Consider the following 22,774-nt stretch of genomic DNA (forward strand, 5'->3'; position numbering starts at 1 on the left):
TGACAATGAAAAAATCTCTAGCTCCATTTTTGTTACTTGCCGCTGGTCTGCTCTGTGATAATGGGTATGCCAGTGAGACACGCTGGGTGCACGGTTCCTGGGTCAATGTGCGTGTAAAACCTGAAGCGAATGCTGAGGTATTGACGCATCTGGTGGCAAATACGCAGGTGCAAATGGATGCTGCTGCGTCCAGCGCGAAATTCTGCGCCATCACCTGGGGTGAAGGGCAACATGGTTTTATTGCCTGCAATTTATTGGGTGACAAGGCTTTGCGGCTGGAAGACTTTGTCGATAGCTATCATCGTAGCAGTGATAGCACGAATTACTTCCCTACACGTGCTTTCTGGATGGCGCCCAGCTTCAGACGTTTGCAAGATGCGGGCTCCTACTTCCAGGAAACCATGCTGAGTCCACAGCAAAAAGCGCTGGAAACGGTAGACAGTAATTTTGTGTGGGAAAAACGACCGGCGCTCAAGCGCTACCCTATCCCTGAATTTGAAGCCATGAAGCACCGAATGATGACCGGTATCATCGAGCCAGCTTCGCCTTATTTCCAAGCTCCGGCTCCATGGGAAGAATTACTGAAGCTGGCAAAGTCTGAGGAATTACCCGGCAAAAAGACCACAGAGGCTACTGCCCGTTTGCATTCATCCCTGTTCTATCCCGGCGTGCTGGTCATGTTGCGGCAACTGGATTTACCTGCGGTAGCACCCTCGTACTTCAAATCACTGGATGAACTGGGCAGGCCTTCTGCGGGCCCTGAAGAAATCTCCAGACAATATCAGATACCGTATGCGATCAAGCCTCTGAGTGGCCCGTATTGGGATAACTATGAGCCTGCAGGCATCAATGTCATAGGCTGGTGGGACCTGGGCAAGGTCGAGGTGTTTCTGCAAAGACCTGTTATCAAAAACATGTTGATGCTGAATGGCCACATCAAACCGGCAAGCTCGGATTTGAAATATAGTCTGGGTGTGGATAGTTGCCAACAGGGTTTTCGTTTCATCGGACCTGGCGAACAAGCTGAACCTGTAAAAAGCCTGGCGCAAAGAAGGCTGGAAAGTTTGCAAACCAAGGCCAAAGATGAAGCGATCCTGCATTTTTATTCTCGCAAGGAGCTACCGTCATTGAATGGTCCTGCGAAAGTAACGACACAAGCACCAGTCAAACTGCAATACGATAGCAAGGCAAAATCGAATACACATGAGCATTTTTCTCAGGCCAGCATCACTAGCATAGATATTGACAATGATGGCGTTGCCGATTTTGTGATTGCTGAAGCCTGGCACCGCGGCATCATGCTCGATAGTGCCGTCCATCAGCCCGCTTACAGAGTGATATTCGTCAATGCGGGCGGGCGCTGGTATCTATTTGACACAGACCAGTTTCTTGTTTGTGGTTGTTAGCTTCTCATAAATTTCATGCGCTCATCGGATCCGTTCCAAAGCATTCCATGCATAAAGGTGTCACGTACATCAGATGTAGTGAGAGGAAATTGAGCAATTTGTGTATGCGCCATTTCATATAATTTTTCTTGCCATATACGATGCTCAAGTTCATTTTTTAATAGTGAACCATTTAGCGAGTCTTGATCAAAATAGTCCTCCAAGTTAATGGGTGGGGCACTATTGGATTTTAAGCGAGCATGAATATTTGCAGTGCAAATTTCAACAATTAACCCTGTGATATCTTTTTTTAGTAATTTCTCGATCACCGAAATTTTTTTCTTTGCACCGAAGTCGCTCTTTTTAATCTGCTTATTAAAAGTTGGTTGGAAATGTCTTATCAATCCCGCTTCGACTAAGGATACAATTTCACGACGGGACAGTTGAATATTTGTCATTCTGTCCATGTGTGCTCTTTCGTCTTCAGCACTTGACTCTGGTTCAACATTTAAATCTCCGCCTGTACTGAGATAAGTACGCGCGTGCTCAAATCGATATAAAAGTAATAGAATTTCGGCGTCAGGATAGTAGGCATGTGTCTCTGCCAAGATACGTTGTAAAGTTGAATGATTTAGTAAACGATGAATTGCGCTACGATTTTTTTTCTGACCTATTCCTTGACCGATGTATAAAACATCTAAATCCCGCTCTTCCACTGGAAATTTGAATTCCGACGTTGAGATAATTGTGTTGGATGATATGAGTGAACTTTGCTTTTCAGTATCGATACGTATGTATGTACCAGATTGTGGAATTGTTATGTCTAATTCCAACGCATCATTAAATTCTTGAGGAATTTCCCATTTAAATGGAACTTTTTCTAAACTACTTGTACGTTGGACTATAAAATTTCCGCACAGATTTTTCCCAACACGTTTAAGATAATTTGGATCTACAGATATTCTTTTTCTGATTGCTATCAGGTAAATATTGCAGTCTTGAAGGATTTTTAGGAGTTCAGGCTTGGATTTGGCGTCATATAATTCAGCTGGGGTTATCGCTGTAGGAAGACTGGAATAGAAATGAATCCCTCCTTCAAATACAAATAATCTTTTTGTAGTGTGAGTAGTCATGCGTAGTTAGTTGGATTAGAAACTTAATCAATAGGATGTACAAAGTAAAGAGTTCTTGATCGCTTTTCTCTTTAGTGAATATTATTACCTCAAAACTTGTGCTGTAACAAACCCTCGGCCAAAAAATCAAACACGGTCCTGATACGCTTGCTGGACTTGAGTTCGCGGTGCGTGGTCAGCCACACGGGCAAGGATGGCAGTTCCTGTTCTACCAGCACCTGTTCCAGGTCAGGATTTCGCTCAGCCAGCCATTGCATGGCTATACCTATCCCCAGGCCTTGCTGTATCGCCTGCCAGTTGACCAGGTGGTTATCGCAACGGAAGTCGAAGAAGCTGCGGTCTATCTGTATGCCCGCCGCGCGAAAGCCAGCGATAAACTGGTCAGACTGATCCAGCCCCAGCCAACGGAATTTTTGCATCAAGGCCAGTGTGGCCGCCTGGTTTCTTGATGGCAGTGCAGGCAGGCCTGCCAGATAATCCTTGTGACCATACATGCCTATGGGCCAGTCTGTCAGGTGACGGGCAATCAGGGCAGACTGTGCTGGCCTGATCATGCGTATGGCGATATCTGCTTCACGTTCGAGTAAATTGCTGACCTGGTTACTGGCGACGAGTTCTATCTGGATTTCCGGATGCAACTGCGCCAACTCGCGCAGCAGCGCTGGCAAGACAAAGCCGGACACCATTTCGCTGGCGGTGATCCTGACTGTACCGCGCAAGCCATTATCCTGGGTCGCTGCCGCCATACCCAGTGAGCGCGCTGCCGCCATCATGTAACGGGCAGGCTCGACCAGGTTTTCACCAGTCCTGGTCAATTTCAGACCACGCGCCACCCTTTCAAACAAGGCCGCACCCATGCTGCCCTCCAGCTCAGCGATCTGGCGCGATAGCGTGGGCTGGCTCAGCCCCAGAACTTCAGCCGCACGCGTCAGCGAACCTTGTTCTACGACCGCGACAAAGCTGCGTATCAGATTCCAGTCAGTCTGGCTTGGGTCGAAAGTGAGCTTGGACATGTGATTCCATCATGGGGACAGGTCAAAAGATACGCAAAAATTTGCAAGTCAAAGTATTCAATTTTGAATAGGACTTATGTATTTATGTCGATTGTAAATACATCCTGCCAGATTGAAAATGCCTGCATTACTTATTTTTTCTGCCTAGCCCACCACCGGAGCTCCTCATGAATCTTGCATCCAAAGCAAACAATGCTCAATCACCCTCAGTACTGGTACTTGGTGCGAAAGGCCGCCTGGGGCAGGCTGCGGTGGAGGCCTTTGCCGCAGCAGGCTGGCGCGTGATTGCCCAGGCGCGCTCAGCCAGTCATGACAGGCCGGGTAGCAATATTGAATACCTGCAATGTGATGTACTCGACACCGCAAGCATACTGGCTGCCGTACCCAGGGCGGATGTGGTGGTGCATGCGGTGAATCCCGACTATACCCGCTGGGACAGCCTGTTGCCACCAAGCACAGATGCCGTCATACGCATTGCTACCGCCACCCAGGCTTTGCTGATGGTGCCTGGCAATGTGTATAACTTTGGGGCTGATTTGCCTCCGGTGCTGGCAGAAGACACGCCCTTTGTCGCCAACACTCCCAGGGCGGCGCAACGCATAGCCATGGAAGAAAGCCTGGCTGCTGCCACCCAGCAGGGCTTACGCTGTGTGATTTTACGCGCCGGTGATTTCATTGGCGGTACGGGCACCTGGCTGGACATGGCGATCACCAAGTCGCTCGCCAAAGGCGTGATCACCCACATGGGGCCAGATGATTTGCCGCATGCCTGGGTTTACCTGCCCGATCTGGCCAGGATATTCGTGCGCGTTGCTGAACAGCGTGACCGTTTGCCTGCTTTTGAGGTCATGCATTACCCTGGCATTACTGCCAGCGGCAAGGACGTGCATGCCGCACTGGAGCAATTGAGTGGCCGCCCGCTCAAAGCCAAAGCCATGCCCTGGATGCTGATGCAGGCCATAGGCCTGTTCTCTCCCATGCTGCGCGCCGCGATCAAAATGCGCTACCTGTGGCAGCGTCCGCATCATTTGCAAGGTGAAAAACTTGAGCATTTACTTGGCAAGATATCGACCAGCAGTCTGCAGCATGCCCTGCGTAGCTATGTGAAGAAACCGCAAGCAGGCAAAGACTTCTTGCTGGAGGCTGGTACAGGCAAGCGAAGCTGATTTTGACGGGTGCATGCAGCATGTTTGCTTATTTCTTGCGGAGGCCTGCTCTGCAAGAATTGCCATAGCGGAGTATATTCAGCTTTCTTTCTTGTTGATTGTGTATCGCAACCATGTCTGAAACGCGCACCATCATTATCGTTGGCAGCTCCAGAAGCACAGGTAATACTGCTGAACTCGCCAGCTCTGTTGCCAGCAAACTCAAAGCCAGTGTCATCGATCTTAATCAATACCGGATCGCTCCTTTTGATTATGAATTCAAGAACCGCGACGATGATTTCCTGACGCTGATGAAGCAGGTGCTCAGCTTCGACCGCATCATACTTGCCACGCCGATGTACTGGTATTCTCCCAGCGCCATCATGAAAACCTTCATGGACAGGATTTCTGACTTGCTGAAAGTCGAAAAAGACCTGGGGCGGCAATTACGCACAAAGAAGGCTGCGTTGCTGGGCACGGGTTACGATGCCATACCCGCCGCCTGCTTTGAGCAAGTGTTCCAGCATACTTTTGACTATCTCGGCATGGGATATGAAGGCATGTTATATGCAAGCTGTCAGGACGATTTCATTCACGCCGAGCACGCGCTTGCAATAGAAAAATTCACGGAGGCACTGCATGCTGAATGAAGCACAGCTGGAAGCTTATCTGCACAGGCTCGCTTACCGTGGGCCACGCAATGCTAATCTGGCGACACTGACAGCCCTGCATCAGGCGCATCTGCAAAAGATCGCTTTTGAAAACCTTGATATCAGCCTTGGCAACAAGCTGGATTTATCGACGGATGCCTTGCTGGATAAATTATTGCGGCAGGGGCGCGGTGGTTTTTGTTATGAACTGAACCAGGCTTTTGCACTACTGCTGGAAACCCTGGGTTTTGGCGTCAGCCGCTTGTCTGCACGCGTCCATAATGGCAAGGACTACGGGCCGGACTTTGACCACATGCTCTTGTTGGTGCATGTAAATGGACAGGATTATCTGGCTGATGTCGGTTTTGGCGAATGCTTTCGTACACCGTTGCAATTAGGTGGTGAAGGCGTACATGAAGTGGGCTTGCAATATTATCTGCTTGCGGATGGTGATGCGCATTATGTGCTCATGCAGGCGAAGGATGCTAGTGTCGGGCATGCACAGTACCGTTTCAGTTTACAGGCGCATGCGATCAGCGATTTTTTTGCAATGTGTGAGTATCAGCAGACTTCGCCCTTATCGCATTTCACGCAAAAATCGATTTGTTCCATTGCGACTTTGGCGGGGCGTGTCAGTATGTCGAATAACAAATGCATCATCACGGATGGGGATGGGCGGCATGTGCATACTATCCATGATGAGGATGAATACAGGGCCTTGTTGCTCAAGTATTTTGGGATGAAGTTGGCGGGGGATGTGGATGTTGGGAGGTTGTTGGTGAGACAGGCATAGGCAGTAATTTCTCAAATCTGATTTATCGTGTTTGCACTACTTAACCCTATTATTTATCGCAATCTTGGCTACGTCATTCCTGCGTGCTTTTGGCAGATCGTGAAGTTAATTAGTTTCAGATTTGTGTTTCTTACGTATCTGATATTTCAAATACCTGCACACGTAATTTAAGATTGCAGGCCGGTGGTAGACCGGCGGCTACACACCTTTTTGCTTCGCCAAAAAGGTGTGCCAAAAAGGCGACCCAGGCGTAGCCGCCCCTACGGGGTTCCCGTTTGTGCGGTACAAAAAATGGGAAGATCCGAAACTCGCTCCGCTCAAACAGCGGCTCTTCTTTTTCCATTTTCTGTACCGCACAAACGGCGTCTACACATGGGAACTGCAGAAAGTCAAAATCAACTGCAACTGCAACCACCACCCCAACAGCATCTTCAATCCAATCGCTGTTGATATTTCATGACGCCACAATCAATCAACAATCCGCATCCTGAACTGCCTGCCCTTGATATTGGTACGGCTCAGCCTGTCCACCGTCTTTTCTGCAACTTGCCTGTCAATGGCAACGTAGGTGACAAATTCCGAGACATTGATTTTTCCTACCTGTTCTTTTTTCAAACCCAGGTCAGCCGTCAGCGCGCCGAGTAAGTCGCCGGGGCGGAGTTTGTCTTTTTTGCCGCCCATGATGCAGATGGTCATCATCGGGGCTTGCAGGTCTCTTTCCGGGCCCGCTTCAATTGCGTGGATATCGCCCCAAATGACGGATTCGCCCTGATATTCTTCGATCAGTTTGACCCACTTCTTTTCACCGGGTGTAGCCAGGCTCAGGGCCAGGCCTTTTTCGCCAGCGCGGCCTGTGCGGCCTATGCGGTGGATGTGGACTTCGGTGTCTTTGGATACATCGACATTGATGACGGCACCCAGGGTTTGTATGTCGAGACCGCGGGCGGCGACGTCGGTGGCGACGAGGACTGAGCAACTTTGATTGGCGAAACGTATCAGGACCTCGTCGCGGTCGCGCTGTTCAAGGTCGCCATGCAGGGCCAGGGCGCTGATGCCCTGGGCGTGCAATTCTTCTGTCAGTTCGCGGCAGTGTATCTTGGTGTTGCAAAAGGCAATCGTGGATGTCGGCTGGTAATGATGCAGCAGCGTGGCGACAGCGGTATTGCGCCCTTCTGGCGTGACCAGGTAAAACATTTGCTCAATGTGATTGGCGGCATGCTGGGATTCAACCTTGATCTCCACCGGGTCGCGCAGCAGTTGTTCGCTGGCCTGGCGTATATCATCGGGATAAGTTGCCGAGAACAACAGGGTTTGCCTGCGCGTGGGCGTGGCGGCGACGATGTCGTAGATATCATCATAAAAGCCCATGTCGACCATGCGGTCGGCTTCATCGAGCACCAGGGTTTGTACGGCTTTGAGGTTGACCGTTCCACGGCTGATATGGTCGATCAGGCGGCCAGGTGTGCCGACCACGATGTGCGCTCCATATTCAAGTGAAGCAATCTGCGGACGCATGGCCGTGCCACCGCACAGGGTGACGATCTTGACGTTCGGCATGGTCCTGGCCAGGCGGCGCAACTCATTGGCAACCTGGTCCGCCAGTTCACGCGTCGGGCAAATCACCAGGCCCTGGACGGCAAAATAAGTGGGATTGAGTTTGGCCAGCATGCCTATGCCAAAGGCAGCGGTCTTGCCGCTACCTGTCTTGGCCTGGGCGATCAGGTCTTGCTGTTGCAGGATGATGGGCAGGCTGGCTGCCTGTATGGCTGTCATTTCCTTGTAGCCCAGGCTGTCCAGGTTGGCAAGCATGGGAGCGGATAGCGGCAGGGTGTTGAAGGCGGTGGATTCTGACATGGGATGTATTTTGTATGAAGACGACGACAGCAGGCCGCTCTTTCATGAGCAGCCCGGCGGATATGTCGTCATTGTAGGGTAAGCTGCCGCCAGCGTGGCGGGCTTTGAGGTATGAAAGACTGAAAGTGGCTATTACTGCGTGTTTATGCAGGCCAGACCAGGTATTCAATGCCATTTTGTATAGAACCTATGACCAGAGCCTGGTTTTCGGCGCTTTCACAAAAGCTGGCGAGGGCACCGGCGGCAGTGATTTTATTGGTATTGAGCTGGTCCAGCCAGTAATTGAAACCAGCCTGATCTGGAGTGCGGTGCAAGACATTCTGGTAGAAATTGGTGACCAGCACGGTATTCGTGGGTTTAGTGCCATACAGTTTCTGGAATTCAGCCGACAACATGAAGCCCGCTGCTACCGTCGTCAGGCTGGAACCCTGGTCCATATCATTGATCCAGTAACCCAGGCCTTTCAAGTCTGGCTTGCGGTCAAAGGCCGCCTGGTAAAGGCGGTAAGCCTGCCCGGCAATGCCATTGATATCCAGGGCGATGTTTTCATCGGTGAAATGCAGGCGTTCTACGTTGACCAGGGTATCCGTGCCTTCATTGCCACTCTTGGCAGCGACTACCGCGGTGCCCCCTTTGACGCTGACACTGTAATTTGTGTGCAACCCGTTGTAGATGGCGGTATCGAGGCCCAGGTCACCATCGATTGCATCATTGCCGCCATTACCGGTAAAGCTGTTGTTGAGCTTGTTGCCATACAAAGTGTCATTGCCAGCACCACCTATCGCATTCTCTATATAGGCACCATAGGCGATGCCGAGATTTTGCCTGCCATCGTAAGTTGGTACCGTGCCACCGGTATAGCCAGGCGGATTGGGCGCGGACACCATGCGTATGTCAGAATAACTGCCGGGGCTGAGGTCAATCATGCATCCCAGAGTAAAGTTGGCGACAGAAATCGTGTCATTGCCACCAGCATCCCAGATGGTTTTCAGGAAAGGGGTATTCGGGTCGAAGGTATATGCATCGTCACCGGTCCTGTAACTGTTATTGGCACCATAGGCATATTGCATGGCAGCGATATCCAGTACCATCGGTGTTTCTGGCACGATGTACTTGAAACTGAACGAGGGCTTGCCCGAGGCATCATAAGTAATGGTCCTGAACATGTCATTGGCTTGTTCCGTGTAAGACATGACGGAATATTGTGTCGTATCAAAGGCGGTGGGCAAGACCACGTCGCCCTCGAAAGGATGCTTGAGCCCGAGCGCATGACCAAGCTCATGTATCAATGATGAATAATTGAATGAACCCACGCTCCAGTTGGTATTGGTTTTATTGCCATTGCCAGACAGCCAGATGTCCCCGCCAGAAGGGCTGACACTGCTTGGCCTGTAAGCCCAGCCCCAGGCCTTGTCGCCTGTTGATGTAGTATCCGCGAATGAAGTCCAGGCAACGCGGATATTTCCTGCGCTGGTATTGTTGTCGGCAACCTGTACAAACTGTATGTCAGCGACATTGGCCCAGGCCTGCATGGCAGCCTTGGTGGCGTTTTGCTGTTCCAGGCTGAGCGCCATGTGGCTGGCACCCGGCTCATTGTCCGGGGTGTAGCTGCTGGAACTGTTGCGTCCATAAAAATAGGATTCACCCGCAGTCCACGGGAAGCTATAGGTAACAACTGCGCCATTCAAACCACCCCATTTAATACCATGGAGCAGCGCATCAAGCAAAGTGACGCCGGATAGCGTGAAGTTGGTGGTCTGGCCTGCATCGCTGGGTGATGGCATAGGATTCTGGATAAATTAATGGAGAATAGTCTTAGTATAGCCAGTTTGTTGCCTGAAACACAGCAATCACAGGCACATGAGTTCGCTTTGATAGTAACTTTTGTAAGTAAAATATACTGGGGACTGCATGCATTGCTGGTAAATAGGTCTCAGGCAAATTAAGCTGTTAGCTCAACATTCAGGAGACATCTCATGATCATTGCCATTGTAGTGCTTTTGTTCGCTGCCTTCTTATTGTATGTCGTCAGCCTGCCGGATCATTTTCGTGTCGAGCGATCTCTCGCATTCCAGGCCAGGCCTGAACAGATTTTCCCTCTGATTAATGATTTCCATGAATGGGAAGCCTGGTCTCCCTGGGAAAAAGCCGACCCGGCTGTGCAGCGCACCTATAGCGGTGCTGCACAGGGGCAGGGAGCGGTTTATGCGTGGAAGGGGAACAAAGACCTGGGCGAAGGCAAGATGGAAATCCTGGAAACCCGGCCTCATGACTACCTGCGCCTGCAAATCAACTTCTACAAACCATTTGCTGCGCAAAACACTATTGAGTTCCGCCTTGAAGAAAAAGATGGCAGCACGGTCGTCAGCCATGCCATGTTTGGTCCCAGCAACTTCATGTCCAAACTCATGAGTCTGTTTTTCAGCATGGATAAAATGGTGGGTGGCAAATTTGATGAGGGTCTGCATAGCATCAAAAATATCGTCGAAAAAAACTGAACAGACTTATCGTAAGCGCAGCAATTTTGAAAGGACAGCACATGGCAAGACAGCGAAAATTCTATACCTGGTTATGCCAGCATAGTCTTGCCAGTTTTTTGTTGCTGACCCTGAGCTTCGTGGTATTCGGCAAGCTGTCTTTCGACATCGTCCACCTGTTCAGTGCCAATGCTGAGTATCTGCTCGATAATGGCTGGATAGGTCTGGTCGAAGGTGGCTTGCAGCAATTGCTCGAACTTATCTTGTCAGCCTGCGCTGCCATGGCTGCCTACATGCTGTTCAAACTCTGTGAACAGGCTTTGCTGGAACGCCTGCGCCACCGGCATGACTGACGCAGCAAAACAGAATTGAGCAAGAACTATCATGCAGCATCGCTGGAGGCTGTTTATTCTGCAGTCTGTCAGGGAGAAATCATTGAGTGAATCCAATTACCAACAGCGCATGCTGCGTGTGTTGCAGTACATCGATAGCCATCTGGATGAAGACTTGTCGGTGGAGCGTTTAAGTGCAGTTGCGGCTTTCTCAAAATTTCATTTTCACCGGCAGTTTTCTGAATATTTTGGTCTGGCGGCATTTCGTTATGTGCAGCTATTGAGACTTAAAAAAGCCATGTATGAACTGGCATTTCGTAGCCATAAACAGGTGATTCATATCGCCCTGGATAATGGCTATGAAAGCAGTGAAGCTTTTTCCCGCGCTTTTAAAAAAAGCCTGGGACTGAGCCCGGCACAATTCAGGAAACAGCCTCAGTGGGACAACTGGCAAGACAGCAATTCAACCTTGATCCAATTGAGAGAACAGCATATGCCCATGACTTATCAACACAGCGATGTACGCATCGTTACCTTCCCTGAAACCCGTATCGCCGTGCTGGAACACCGCGGCGCGCCCGGCTTGCTGCCCAACAGCATCCAGCGCTTCATTGCCTGGCGCAAGCTTAATAAACTGCCGCCCAGCGTCAGTGGGACATTTAATCTTATCTATGACGACCCTGAGCAAACACCCGCTGCCGATTTTCGCTTTGACCTGGCAGCAGCAGTCACTGCGCCAGTAGCACAGAATGAACATGGCATCGTCAACAAGACTATCCCCGCCGGTGAATGTGCGGTAATAAGGCACACCGGCAGTGATGCTGAACTGGGAAACGTCGTGCGCTTTTTGTATAACAGCTGGCTGCCACAAAGCGAGCGCAATTTGCGCGACTTTCCCCTGTTCTTCCAGCGCATCAGCTTCTTCCCTGACGTGCCTGAACACCTGATGGTGACGGACATCTTCCTGCCTTTGCAATAATAGCTTTACAGGTCAAGCACCAGTTCACCTGCTTGTGCCCGCGAGACACAGATGCAGATGCGGTCTTTTTGCTCTGCTTCTGTCAACACAGCATCCCTGTGCAGTGCTTGTCCACCCAGCAGTTTCACGGCGCAAGTGCCGCAATTGCCGGTTTCGCATTCTGCCTGGGCTGCTACACCATGGGCGCGCACAGCTTGCAGAATAGTCTGGTCAGCGCGGACATGGATGACTTTTTTACTGCGCGCCAGCTCCACCCGTATCTCTTCGTCATGGTTTGATTTTTGTACCGCAAATCTTTCATAGCGCACTCTTTGCGGATCTATGCCCAAAGCTGTAGCTGCACTCAGCGCAGCAGCGATCATGCTGGCTGGGCCGCAGATATAAAACAGGCTGTCCTGGCCTGCTTCTTTCATGATGTTGTGTATATCCATGCGCTGCTGCTGATCTGCCGCATACAGATGCAATGAGGCACCCAGCTGCATTCGCAACTCTGCACGATAGGCCATCGCATTGAGCCTGCGGCCTGCATAGTGCAAAGTGTATGGCCGCCCCTGCGCTGACAATTGTGCAGCCATGGGTTTGATGGCGGTGATGCCTATACCCCGGCGATCAGCACGGCGGGTGCCGCATGCGCATGCAATGCAAAGTCATTACGTGGCAAATCACAATGCAGGTGCATGCCCAGCGCATAAAGATCGTGGACAGCCATGGAACCACCACGGCCCTCTGGTTCGGCCAGCACGGCAATTTCGTAACAGTCGGCTTGTCCACCAGCAGAACTGATGGAGTATTGACGTGTAGCCGCCTGGCCGTCTGCCAGCAAGACGGGTACCCGCAAATGTGCGCCTGCGCTCACCGCAGGCAAATCCTTGCCTGCAGGGGCACGCAATTCATAGGCGCGCATGCGCGGGCTGAGTTGGCGCAAGCCTGTGATGACCAGTTCCAGTGGGCCATTACCAAGGCTGCTGGGTTTTGCAGGTGCAGTCTTTTGTGTTAACTGTTCTTCCAGTTGGTGCTTCTCAGCCAGCAGCTTCGCCAGCATGCCCTGCACTTCCTTTTCGCTAAACCTGGGCGTGATATGTTGCGGGCAATTCCATTCCACGGCTTCTACCGTGATGACAATGGCACGCTCGACACGGGCGCGGTAGCCAGGCATTTCCAGCCTGGCGATCAGGCGTACATCATCCTCTTCATGAACGATTTTGGCATGGCCCCATATCTTCATGCGGCGGCGCCTGGCGTAGTCCATGAGTATCAAGGATACCCTGTCGCTGGCAAACAGATTGCCTACGCTCAGGTATTGCGCATTACCAGAAAAATCTGCATAAGCGATGGTCTTGTTATCGATGATTTTAAGAAAACCGGCTGGGCCACCACGGTGCTGCACATAGGGCCAGCCGTTTTCTGAAATCGTCGCCTGGTAAAAGCTGTCGCGGGCAGCGATGAATTCCATGTCCTGTGCCAGCAGGGAATCACGTTTTTCTTCCACCAGTTCAAATCCACGATTGGCTTCGCGGCTGCCATACAGGCTTTGTGCCGCTTTGACGCTGGGGGTAAAACTGATATCGGCAAATGCGCGTGACATGATGATCTCCTCGCTGTGACGGGACAGATTTCTGGACTTAGAGGCTGACTTTAGGGAAGTCGATTTCCAGACGAGTGGCCTTGCCCAGGATATTCGTCAGGATATTCATGCCGACATGGGTGATGACTTCGATAATGTCGGCATCGCCGTAACCGTGGTCGCGCATTTCCAGAATTTCTGTCGTGCTCACTTCACCTGCATGTTCGACCAGTGAGCGGGCAAATTTCACGGCAACCGCGGCTTTCGCGTCCTGGCTGCTGCCTGCACGGTTGGCAGCCATTTCTTCATTGTTCAGGCCAGTGCCACGGCCTATGGCAGTATGGGCAGAGACGCAATATTCACAGGAATTTTTTTGCGCGACTGCCAGGGCAATACGCTCGCGGGTTTGCGAGTCCAGGCTGCCTTCACCGGCAATGCCATGCAAGCCCAGAAAGGCGCGCAAGGCAGCAGGGGAATTGGCAAAGGCTTTCAAAAAATTCGGAACCATGCCCAGTTTTGTTTGTATCGCTTCCAGCAGGGCCAGTTGTTCAGCATTGGCAGTTTCTTTGGTGACGAGATTGATGCGGCTCATGATATTTCCATTCAATTGAAGTTGAGGTTGAGGTAACGGTATTGATATGCAATTGCATGGATCACAGTTTGTACGTTTCACGGAAATATAGGAATAGCCTAAATCCTGAATTAATTATTCCGGTAGATGGAATAATTTCAGCTTTGCTACATTCCCCCGGAGAAATATAGGAACTATTTCAGCTAAGATATGTCTGTATTTGCGCCTAATTGCCTGCATTTCATGGCAATTAGTCAATTCGCTATGAATCAATGCGCCATAAATCAATTTGCTATAAATCTATTTGCAAATCATGCGCGTGACCTAAGAATTTAATTTGGAGTGTATTTTGTTTAAAACCCTTGCTCTTCCGCTGGCCCTGGCTGGTGTTGTTTCCTCTGCTTATGCTGACGAAGGTCAGTGGCAACCCTACCAGTTGCCACAACTAAAATCTGAACTGAAGCGCATAGGCATCAATGTGCCTGCAGAAAAACTGGCGGATTTGCAAAAACACCCGATGTCAGCGATGGTATCGCTCGGCGGTTGCTCGGCTTCTTTTGTATCGAACACTGGCCTGGTGGTAACCAATCATCATTGCGCTTATGGTGCCGTACAAAGAAATTCGACAGCAGAAAAAAATTATATTGCAAATGGTTTTCTGGCCAAGACACTGGCAGATGAATTGCCCGCAGGCCCCGATGCGCGCATGTATATCACTGAAAAAGTCGAAAATGTCACTGAGCAGATCAACAAGGGGCTGACCGCCGCCATGTCTGGCCGCGCCAGGGCTGAGCATGTGGAAAACCGTATCAAGGCGCTGATTGCTGAATGTGAGCAAGACAAGGCTTACCGTTGCTCGGTACCGAGTTTCCATCGTGGTCTTGAGTATTACCGCATACGCCAGATCATGATACGTGACGTGCGCCTAGTGTATGCACCCTCAGACAAGATAGGCAATTTTGGTGGCGAGGTCGATAATTTTGAATGGCCGCGTCATACCGGTGACTACGCCTTCCTGCGCGCCTATGTAGGCAGGGATGGCCGCCCTGCCGACCTGTCTGCCGACAATGTGCCGTATCAGTCTAAAGATTTTCTCGTCGTATCTGCCCAGGGCTTGAAGAATGGTGACCCTATCTTGCTGGCAGGTTACCCGGGCCGCACCAGCCGCTACAAATTACCAGCAGAAATACGCTATGCCCGTGATGTCAGCTACCCTGCCAAAGTGACAGAAACCAAAGCTGATCTCGCCGTCATTGCCGCTGCAACTTCAGGCAATGCTGGTGCCAGTGTACGTTATGCCAGCGTAGCCAAAGGCCTCAATAATGGTTTGAAGAAAACAGAGGGTTTGCTGGAAGGTTTTGCACGCAAGGACATCGCTGCCATCAAGGATGGCCAGGATGCAGAATTCCGCCGCTGGTATGCACAGCATGGTAGCGACAAGAATTTGTTGAAAGAGCTTGATACCGTCATCGCTGCCGACATGGCGATGTCAGAAGAAGAATTTGCCTGGTCGGTTGCCAGCACCAGTGAAATGCTGAAGAGTGCACGCACCCTGTATCGTCTCGCGGTGGAAAGCACAAAACCGGATGCAGAACGCCAGCCCGGTTACCAGCAGCGCGACATGAATATCATCGCTGGCAAACTCAGCCGCCTGGAACAATCCTATCTGCAAAATGTCGATCAGGCCAGGTTCACTGCAGCGCTGCAAAGATATAGTAAATTGCCAGCAGCATCCCATCCAAAGGGTCTGGATGTATTGTTGCCGACACCAGAAAGCGTCGCCAGCCTGTATCAGCAAAGCGGCCTGGGTGAAACCTCCAAACGCCTGGCCTGGATGGGCAAGGACCGCAAGGCTTTTGAACAATCCGACGATGCTTTCGTACGCCTGGCCGTGAAACTGCATGACACTGCCATGTCACTCGAAGAGCGCCGCAAAGAACTGGATGGCAATCTGGAACGTATCATTCCACAATACATGCAGGCAGTCATAGAATGGAAAAAATCCCAGGGCAAGCCAGTTTATCCTGATGCCAATTCCACCCTGCGCGTGACCTACGGCACAGTCGCACCTTACTCACCGCGTGACGGCGTCATCAAAGGCCCGTTCACGACAGTCGAAGGCATAGTAGAAAAACACACGGGCAAAGCACCCTTCAATATGCAGGAAAATTTATTGACTGCCGTGAAGGAAAAACGTTACGGCGTATTCAAGGACAATGTCCTGCAAACCGTGCCTGTCAATTTCCTGTCCAGTGCTGATACAACCGGTGGCAATTCTGGCTCTGCTGTCTTGAATAAAAATGGTGAACTGGTGGGTTTGAATTTCGATTCGACCTATGAATCGATTACCAAGGACTGGTACTTCGACACCGCCATTACCCGTGCCATCCATGTCGACATCCGTTACATGTTATGGGTCATGAAAGAAGTTGACCATGCTGACAATCTGTTGAAGGAAATGACGATCAGGTATCCGGCGAAATAAGTGGTTTGATTCATGTGAAAAGCGTGCCCCTGAAATGGGGCACGCTTTTTTTATCTTTCAGGGTTTGCGCGGTGTCTGCTCAAAATGCCGGCTACTATCCGCTGTGCTCAGCCAAGGCAGTTTATTCTCACAATAAATATCCATGCGCGGTGACAGGCTTTCATGCTGATTGACTGTGCCCAGATACAGCATACTCAAGCCTGCATAAGTTTCCTGATTCGAGTTATACAGCGGCGTGCCGCAGTCAGTACAAAAATGGCGCTGGGTACGCGATGTGACGGTATAGCTTTTCAGCAGTTCCTGACCCTGGGTGAATACCAGTTCAGCTTCCTTGACGACGACATAAGATGATAATGCTGCGCCCGTCATACGGCGGCACAGGCCGCAATGGCAGGCCACGATTTGCAATGCGGGGGCCGGGTAGTGATAGGCAATTTTTCCGCAACTGCATTGGCCGCTGATGGTTTGCATGGTGTCTCCATTCAATATTTATTCACTCAGGCACCTTCCCACTCCAGGCCCTTGCCATGTCCCCAGATCAGCGGGGCGACATAGCTGTCGGCCCAGGCCTCGACCTGGCCCGCTGGCATGGGGCGAGCGACGCCGTAACCTTGTGCCAGTTCGCAACCCAGGCGCATGAGGGCTACACCATGTTCGGCACTTTCCACACCTTCTGCAATCACGCCACGGTTAAAGGCGCGTGCCAGGCCGATGACGGCGCTGATGACGGCCAGGTCGTCCTTGTCTTCCAGCATATCACGGACAAAACTCTGGTCGATTTTCAGGGTATCGGCGGGCAGGCGTTTCAGGTAAGACAGCGAAGAATAACCGGTGCCAAAATCATCAAGTGCAAAGCTGACGCCGATTTGCTGACAGGCCAGCATGACTTCGCGTACATGCTGTATATCCTTGATGGCGGCGGATTCGAGTATTTCTATTTCCAGGCGTTCTGGGGCGACATCCGGAAAGGCTGCCAGCACCGCACGCAGGCGCTCGACAAAATCCTTGCACTGGAAATGGCGCGCCGCGATATTCACGCTGATGACCCAGTCCACATGCTGATGTGTCCATGCGCGCAATTGCTCCATGGCCTGTTGCAAGACAAAATCACCAACATCGATGATCAGGTCAGTATGTTCTATCAGCGGCAAGAAATTCAAAGGCCCAACGATGCCCTGCTCAGGATGTTGCCAGCGCAACAGCGCTTCCATGCCGATGATGCGGCCCTGGCGCATATTCACCTTGGGCTGGAAATACAAGCGCATCTCGCCTTGTTGCAAAGCCTGGCGCACGCGGGCGCGCTGGTTGTGGTGGGTGCGCAATTGCTGGTCTTGCTCGGCGTCGAATAAATGAAATTGATTGCGTCCGTTCAGCTTGGCCTGGTACATGGCCTGGTCGGCACAACGCAACAGGGTATCGGCATTCACATCATCACGCGGATAAATTGCCACGCCTATACTGGCCGACAGGCTGATGCCTTGCTGTTCTATTTCGTAAGGTTGCGCCAGTACTGCCAGCAATAATGCCAGGTTCAGTTCCACACCAGCGATGTCACGCTGGTTTTGCAGCAGTACGACAAACTCGTCACCACCCAGGCGGGCCACATGATGTTCGCTGCCTGCATTGTCTTCCAGGCGGCGTGCGACCTGCTGCAATAATTTGTTGGCAAATTCCTGGCCATGGCTTTCATTGATGGCCTGGAAGTGGTCAAGGTCGAGCAGGCAAACTGCCAGCCAGGTTTCCTGGTCGTGGGCAGTTTGTATCGCCGTGCTGAAGCGTTCTGCCAGCGCCGCACGGTTTTCCAGGCCGGTCAGGATATCGTGCCCTGCCTGCCAGTTCAGTTGTTGCATCAACTGGCGTTTTTCACTGACATCGCGGAATACCAGCACACAGCCTGTGACCGTGCCGTCTCTTTGCCTGATCGGCGCTGCCGTGTAATCAACTTCAAACTGCTGACCGCTGCGTGCGGTCAACAATTGATTATTCGCTTGCAGGATTTCGCTGCTCTGGCAAATCTGCTGCAAAAATTCTCTCAGCTTGTCGCGCTGCTGTACATCGCTTAAAGCAAACACATCGGCCAGTTCATGCGCCTGTGCTTCCTTGCGGTTCCACCCACAAATTTGCTGCGCAACCTTGTTCAGCATCAGTATGCGTCCATCGACATCCGTACTGATGACGGCGTCACCGATAGATGCCAGGGTAGTTTCCACTCTTTCATTTGCCGCCGCCAGCGTGGCCTGTGCCTGGTTGCGTTCACTGATGTCGATCAGGGCACCTATGCTGCCTGTGGCTTCGCCATCAACATTGGTGAAACTGGCCTGGTAATAAATTACATCCAGTATCTGACCGGCAGCCTGTATCTGGATTTCCCTGACCAGCTTGCCATGTTCATTTTGCAGGGATGGCGCGGCGTCATTGCCCAGTGCCAGCACAGGCATGGGGCGGCCCACGACATCGGCAGCATTCAGGGCAAACAATTCTTCCCAGGCGCGGTTGATGCGCTGACAGATACCGTACTGGTCCTGAAAAAATATAGGTATGGGCAAGGCATGCAGCAATTGCCAGGTGAAATGCAATTGCTCGCTATTGGCGCGCTGGCTGCGTTGCAGGGTCGTGAGCAGGGTCTGTACCTCGTTGGCCATGCCATTGAAGGTGGTTGCCAGTGCACGCGCTTCTGCCGTGCCGGTGACCGACATGCGTATCGAATGCTGGCCTTTCTTGAATTTGTCCGTAGCATCTGCCAGCCTGCGCAGGGTGTTGACATTCGAGCGCAGGATCAGGCCCAGCAAAAAATATATAGTGAAAATAATGGCCAGTGAAATCTTGCCCTGGCTCATGACTTTTTGCCAGATGTGGCTATTTTCACTGGCGATGCTGGTTTCCAGGCTCAGCGTACCGATGTCGCCATTTGCCAGTCTGACTTCCCGGGCCATGCTTTCTGCATGCAGGGACAACAGGCGGTTAAACCAGGCTGGTGAGCTTGCCGCAGGTGCGATCTGGTCCTGGCCCTGAATTTGTTTCTGTACCTGCCCTTGTTTATATTGCCAGGTGATACGCCACAGTACCGGGCTGGATTCTACTTCCTGTGCCAGGAGCTGGCGTATGGACTCAGTATCGCTACGTTCAGACAAGCTGCTCAGTGCAGGGATCAGGAAGTGGCTGCTATGCCTCAGTTCTGTCGCTATTCTTTGTCTGGCATCGGCGACTTCGCTGTTGATCATCAGGTAGTAGCGCAGGGCGCTGACGGCGATGATCAGGAAAAAAAGGGGCAGGAATAAACGGGTATACACTCCTCGCTGTTGCCATCGCTGTAAAAATTTTTGTAATGTTTGCACAAATTCAACAAATTTCAGTGAAGTAAACCAGTTTGAGTGAGGAGGCTTGCAGAAAGCTAATTGTGAGTAATTGTAACCTGAAGATTAATATTGCCGTATTGAAAAAAGTGATACATGGCAAATATGTGTTGCCACTTTTTTGCGCAGACCCGGCCAGGCAGGCGTCATCGAATATAATGTGCCTCACCTATGATCCCGCAGTTTGGAGTGCACTCTTCATGAAACTCTACCGTTACCTGACCGGCCCGGACGACAAGAACTTTTGCCTGCGTGTCACAGCGGCCCTGAACCAGGGCTGGACCCTGTATGGCGGCCCTACGCTGAGTTTTAATGGTCAGCAAACCATCGCCGGGCAAGCCATCATCAAGGAAGTGGATGGTGAATTTTCACAAGATATGGACCTGTCCAGCCTCTAGGTGCAGCCCGGATTTATACGCTACAGCAATGAATCAAAAACATGAGAATTTTCCGACTGCCCTGGAAGCCTTCTTCCTGATCGTTTTCTTGCTCGGAGCCGAGGTCTTGCTGAATATGCTGGTACACGACAGCATGTTCTTCACGGGTGTCAGCATGGAAGAAGTCGATGGTGTCATTATGGTATTGGCGAATGCCATACTGTTTACGGCGGTGCTGCATTACAAGGGCATGAGCTATAGCGAGCTATTCCATTCCGCCGCAGCGGTCACGCCTGCCCGTCTCTGCCTGATCATGGTGCCGGTCATGCTGTTGATACCGGGGCTGGAATTGTCATTGAGTTTCATCGGCGGCATGCTGGAGGAATGGCAACCTGTGCCAGCTGGCCAGCAAAGAATATTCGATGAGATGATGAGCAATGGTGTGCATTCCATCATCATTGCCTGCCTGGTTGCGCCTGTGCTGGAAGAAATGCTGTTCCGTGGCCTGGTCTTGCGCAGTTTTTTGCAGCAATATTCGCGCAAGCTGGCTTTTCTGGCTTCAGCGCTGCTGTTTGGCATGGCCCACATGAATATCTATCAATTCCTGTGTGCTTCGCTGCTGGGCCTGGTCTGTGCCTGGCTGTATGATAAGACGCGCTCCTTGTGGCCGGGCATCGCTTTGCATGCGGGTTCGAATGGTGTCGCCCTCTATGCCTACAGATGGACAGCGGCGCGCGGCATCAGCGGCAGCTGGCATCCATCGACAGCACTTTGTATTACGGCCCTGGTTTCCACCAGCATAGGTATTTATCTGTTAAGGCGCATGCTGGTGGTGAAAGACCTGGGCTAGAGCTTGCTGTGCAGATAAGCAAGATCGACAAAATACCGGGGCCGGTGGTGTGAAAATCAGACTGGCTGCATTTCACGCTTCAGACGGCGTGGTACTTCCCAGTCGAGTTCGGTTTCACGCTTTTTTTCCAGCGCATCGATATGCTTGAGTTTTTTGCCTTCGACAAACTGGCCGGATAACAGCAGGCGCGGTTTGCTGGCAGCAGAGACGAAACCGTGCGTGGCCCAGCGTGAGCGCGGCAGGCTGGTGGCAGCCAGGATGCCATAATCGGCACCGCAACTGATACCTTTTTCAGCAACCAGGGATTCGCCAGACTTGATGTATTTGGCGGCATAGACGCTGCCCTTGGTGGCGATCCAGCGGCCACTATGGATTTCACCGCGCAGGCTGCTGACTTCGCCAGTGGCGCGCAGATAACCCCAGGTACTGATATCGCCCTGGCTGTGGATGCTGGCCACATCAAGGTTGCCCTGGCAGATCAGATTCGCCGCAAACAAGGCACCCTCAACCTGGATATCGGTTTCACTGAACAACTCACCCTGGCAATTGCAATCGCCAGCAACGTGGATGGCTGCTGCCGACAAATGGCCGCCAACAAACTGGATTTCACCAACTTCCAGCACGTCATCCAGCTGTACATTGCCGTGGCAATCGAGGTCGGCACAGGCGACATAACCGAGCGCCTGGATATCGCCAAAACCGCCAAAGGCATCATGATGGTCATAGCGCTTCAAGATGGCAGGGTGCACCAGAATGTCCATATAGCTGCTGCCATCGGCGGCTGGTTTGCGCTGGTCGAGTTCCAGCATGCGTGCCATCCAGTCGGCGCTGCAACCGGTTTTGATGAGGTATTCAACATCGATATTGCCACCGGCATCCAGCGCATGGCCCACATACAGGGATTGCACGCGGATATCACCCGTGACCGTCAGCTTGCCGAGGCAAAACACCTCTTCTGCCTCTAAATCGCCATCAATCAGGCAATCACCGCCAACGATGAACTGGGTGGTGATCACGGCATCACCCTGGATATGCACGTCACCAGTGCTGGCAAATTGCTTGCGTTTCAAACGTGTGGTTTGTACCGGGGCAGGCAAGTCCAGAGCAGCCAGGACTGGCTTCTTTGTTGCAGTAGTAGTGCGCTTGGTCATGGGAACCTTGGAATAGTTGATAGATGGGCTAAATCAGGAATGGGATGAATGAGACGAATGAGATTATAGAGCCGCATTATCCCTGAAATGCTGGTGACTCAGCAATCCATCACATGTTGTCAGGACGGCAGGGCATCCAGCCGTCCGCTTTCTGCCAGTTCGCGGATGATCCGTACAGTTTCGACGTCAGCTTCCTGATAGGCCGATTTGCGGTATTCGTTATACATTTTCGCTTCAGCATCTTCTGCTTCAGCATTGCCACTGTCATAGGCGAAACGGACAAACAGCGCATCTGGCTGTGGTTCTTCTATGCTCATGCGTAATGAAGATTGCGGGATGTCTTTTTGCGCCGCGACATCATAATGCACATGCTCAAGATGGACGAGGCTGACGTGGTCGGTGATTTCCAGCGTACCATATTTCAGGGTACGCGTCATGCTGGCTTCATTGCGGTCCATGATGCTGGCGTCATCGAGATAAGAGACAAACAACCTTGGCATTTCTGCCCGCAAGACCAGGCCACGCCATAATTGTTCGCGGCTGATGACCTCGACGGCGGGATTGCCGAGGTCATTGATTTCGACTAAATGTTCAAATTTCATGGAGCACCTTTATTCTGATGCCGCCAGTTTACTCCAGCTTGCTCTTGCCTGCTCTTGCTT

At 51.6% G+C, this 22,774-nt stretch carries 22 protein-coding genes; 10 read left to right on the top strand and 12 right to left on the bottom strand.

What is annotated here, in order from left to right; all coding sequences use genetic code 11:
• Window positions 1-5 precede the first annotated feature (5 nt).
• Complete coding sequence (locus tag UNDYM_RS28450) at window positions 6-1,406, top strand: hypothetical protein (protein ID WP_162044166.1); 1,401 nt, start codon at window positions 6-8, stop codon at window positions 1,404-1,406.
• On the opposite strand, the gene UNDYM_RS28455 is transcribed toward UNDYM_RS28450, so the two are convergent.
• Together UNDYM_RS28455 and UNDYM_RS28460 are read right to left on the bottom strand one after the other, a co-directional pair.
• Window positions 1,403-2,518, bottom strand: coding sequence for a hypothetical protein (locus tag UNDYM_RS28455; RefSeq protein ID WP_162044167.1), 1,116 nt, complete (start codon window positions 2,516-2,518; stop codon window positions 1,403-1,405). The two genes, UNDYM_RS28450 and UNDYM_RS28455, sit on opposite strands and share 4 nt — an antisense overlap.
• A gap of 89 nt (window positions 2,519-2,607) precedes the next feature.
• On the bottom strand, window positions 2,608-3,531 hold the full coding sequence (locus tag UNDYM_RS28460) for a LysR family transcriptional regulator (RefSeq protein WP_162044168.1): 924 nt from the start codon (window positions 3,529-3,531) through the stop codon (window positions 2,608-2,610).
• Between the two features lie 167 nt (window positions 3,532-3,698).
• Between UNDYM_RS28460 and UNDYM_RS28465 the strand changes: the two genes are divergently transcribed.
• The 3 genes from UNDYM_RS28465 (at window position 3,699) to UNDYM_RS28475 (ending at window position 6,119) form a co-directional block, all read left to right on the top strand.
• A complete protein-coding gene (locus UNDYM_RS28465) occupies window positions 3,699-4,697 on the top strand; it encodes an NAD-dependent epimerase/dehydratase family protein (RefSeq protein ID WP_162044169.1) in 999 nt (332 codons plus the stop codon).
• 113 nt (window positions 4,698-4,810) lie between these two features.
• Entirely contained in the window at window positions 4,811-5,326 is a 516-nt protein-coding gene (locus UNDYM_RS28470) for a flavodoxin family protein (protein WP_162044170.1), read from the top strand.
• The gene (locus tag UNDYM_RS28475) at window positions 5,316-6,119 is read left to right on the top strand and encodes an arylamine N-acetyltransferase (RefSeq protein WP_162044171.1); all 804 of its coding nucleotides are present in this window, start codon (window positions 5,316-5,318) and stop codon (window positions 6,117-6,119) included. The genes UNDYM_RS28470 and UNDYM_RS28475 overlap by 11 nt, the downstream gene beginning before the upstream one ends.
• Before the next feature lie 130 nt (window positions 6,120-6,249).
• Here UNDYM_RS28475 and UNDYM_RS28480 read toward each other — a convergent pair whose 3' ends face one another.
• The 3 genes from UNDYM_RS28480 to UNDYM_RS28490 form a co-directional block, all read right to left on the bottom strand.
• Entirely contained in the window at window positions 6,250-6,462 is a 213-nt protein-coding gene (locus UNDYM_RS28480; RefSeq protein WP_162044172.1) for a hypothetical protein, read from the bottom strand.
• A gap of 125 nt (window positions 6,463-6,587) precedes the next feature.
• On the bottom strand, window positions 6,588-7,973 hold the full coding sequence (dbpA, locus tag UNDYM_RS28485) for an ATP-dependent RNA helicase DbpA (protein ID WP_162044173.1): 1,386 nt from the start codon (window positions 7,971-7,973) through the stop codon (window positions 6,588-6,590).
• A 143-nt stretch (window positions 7,974-8,116) separates the two neighbouring features.
• Window positions 8,117-9,757: a DUF4214 domain-containing protein gene (locus tag UNDYM_RS28490; protein ID WP_162044174.1), complete on the bottom strand. Its 1,641-nt coding sequence runs from the start codon at window positions 9,755-9,757 to the stop codon at window positions 8,117-8,119.
• A 192-nt stretch (window positions 9,758-9,949) separates the two neighbouring features.
• Between UNDYM_RS28490 and UNDYM_RS28495 the strand changes: the two genes are divergently transcribed.
• The 3 genes from UNDYM_RS28495 to UNDYM_RS28505 all read left to right on the top strand — a co-directional run bounded on the left by UNDYM_RS28495 (window position 9,950) and on the right by UNDYM_RS28505 (window position 11,761).
• Window positions 9,950-10,471, top strand: a complete 522-nt coding sequence (locus UNDYM_RS28495; protein WP_162044175.1) for an SRPBCC family protein — start codon at window positions 9,950-9,952, stop codon at window positions 10,469-10,471.
• Between the two features lie 41 nt (window positions 10,472-10,512).
• Window positions 10,513-10,803 (top strand): hypothetical protein, encoded by a 291-nt coding sequence (locus UNDYM_RS28500; protein ID WP_162044176.1) that lies wholly within the window; start codon window positions 10,513-10,515, stop codon window positions 10,801-10,803.
• A gap of 82 nt (window positions 10,804-10,885) precedes the next feature.
• Entirely contained in the window at window positions 10,886-11,761 is an 876-nt protein-coding gene (locus tag UNDYM_RS28505) for a GyrI-like domain-containing protein (RefSeq protein WP_232063626.1), read from the top strand.
• 5 nt (window positions 11,762-11,766) lie between these two features.
• Here the strand turns inward: UNDYM_RS28505 and UNDYM_RS28510 are convergent, their stop codons facing one another.
• The 3 genes from UNDYM_RS28510 to UNDYM_RS28520 are packed head-to-tail and all read right to left on the bottom strand — an operon-like array spanning window position 11,767 to window position 13,917.
• Window positions 11,767-12,336 (bottom strand): flavin reductase family protein, encoded by a 570-nt coding sequence (locus UNDYM_RS28510; RefSeq protein ID WP_162044178.1) that lies wholly within the window; start codon window positions 12,334-12,336, stop codon window positions 11,767-11,769.
• Between the two features lie 20 nt (window positions 12,337-12,356).
• Window positions 12,357-13,346, bottom strand: a complete 990-nt coding sequence (locus UNDYM_RS28515) for a pyridoxamine 5'-phosphate oxidase family protein (RefSeq protein WP_162044179.1) — start codon at window positions 13,344-13,346, stop codon at window positions 12,357-12,359.
• A 37-nt stretch (window positions 13,347-13,383) separates the two neighbouring features.
• Complete coding sequence (locus tag UNDYM_RS28520) at window positions 13,384-13,917, bottom strand: carboxymuconolactone decarboxylase family protein (protein ID WP_162044180.1); 534 nt, start codon at window positions 13,915-13,917, stop codon at window positions 13,384-13,386.
• Between the two features lie 328 nt (window positions 13,918-14,245).
• Between UNDYM_RS28520 and UNDYM_RS28525 the strand changes: the two genes are divergently transcribed.
• On the top strand, window positions 14,246-16,381 hold the full coding sequence (locus tag UNDYM_RS28525) for a S46 family peptidase (protein ID WP_162044181.1): 2,136 nt from the start codon (window positions 14,246-14,248) through the stop codon (window positions 16,379-16,381).
• A 57-nt stretch (window positions 16,382-16,438) separates the two neighbouring features.
• On the opposite strand, the gene UNDYM_RS28530 is transcribed toward UNDYM_RS28525, so the two are convergent.
• Together UNDYM_RS28530 and UNDYM_RS28535 are read right to left on the bottom strand one after the other, a co-directional pair.
• Window positions 16,439-16,852 carry a GFA family protein gene (locus tag UNDYM_RS28530; RefSeq protein ID WP_162044183.1) on the bottom strand — a complete coding sequence of 138 codons (414 nt, stop codon included), beginning with the start codon at window positions 16,850-16,852 and terminating at the stop codon, window positions 16,439-16,441.
• Between the two features lie 26 nt (window positions 16,853-16,878).
• The gene (locus UNDYM_RS28535) at window positions 16,879-19,671 is read right to left on the bottom strand and encodes an EAL domain-containing protein (RefSeq protein WP_162044184.1); all 2,793 of its coding nucleotides are present in this window, start codon (window positions 19,669-19,671) and stop codon (window positions 16,879-16,881) included.
• A 263-nt stretch (window positions 19,672-19,934) separates the two neighbouring features.
• Between UNDYM_RS28535 and UNDYM_RS28540 the strand changes: the two genes are divergently transcribed.
• A complete protein-coding gene (locus UNDYM_RS28540; RefSeq protein WP_162044186.1) occupies window positions 19,935-20,132 on the top strand; it encodes a DUF1737 domain-containing protein in 198 nt (65 codons plus the stop codon).
• A 28-nt stretch (window positions 20,133-20,160) separates the two neighbouring features.
• Window positions 20,161-20,961, top strand: coding sequence for a CPBP family intramembrane glutamic endopeptidase (locus UNDYM_RS28545; RefSeq protein WP_162044187.1), 801 nt, complete (start codon window positions 20,161-20,163; stop codon window positions 20,959-20,961).
• 56 nt (window positions 20,962-21,017) lie between these two features.
• Here the strand turns inward: UNDYM_RS28545 and UNDYM_RS28550 are convergent, their stop codons facing one another.
• Complete coding sequence (locus UNDYM_RS28550) at window positions 21,018-22,112, bottom strand: DUF342 domain-containing protein (protein WP_162044188.1); 1,095 nt, start codon at window positions 22,110-22,112, stop codon at window positions 21,018-21,020.
• A gap of 119 nt (window positions 22,113-22,231) precedes the next feature.
• Window positions 22,232-22,714: an SRPBCC family protein gene (locus UNDYM_RS28555; RefSeq protein WP_162044190.1), complete on the bottom strand. Its 483-nt coding sequence runs from the start codon at window positions 22,712-22,714 to the stop codon at window positions 22,232-22,234.
• Between the last annotated feature and the right edge of the window lie 60 nt (window positions 22,715-22,774).

The organism is Undibacterium sp. YM2 (assembly GCF_009937975.1).
Taxonomy (GTDB): domain Bacteria; phylum Pseudomonadota; class Gammaproteobacteria; order Burkholderiales; family Burkholderiaceae_D; genus Undibacterium.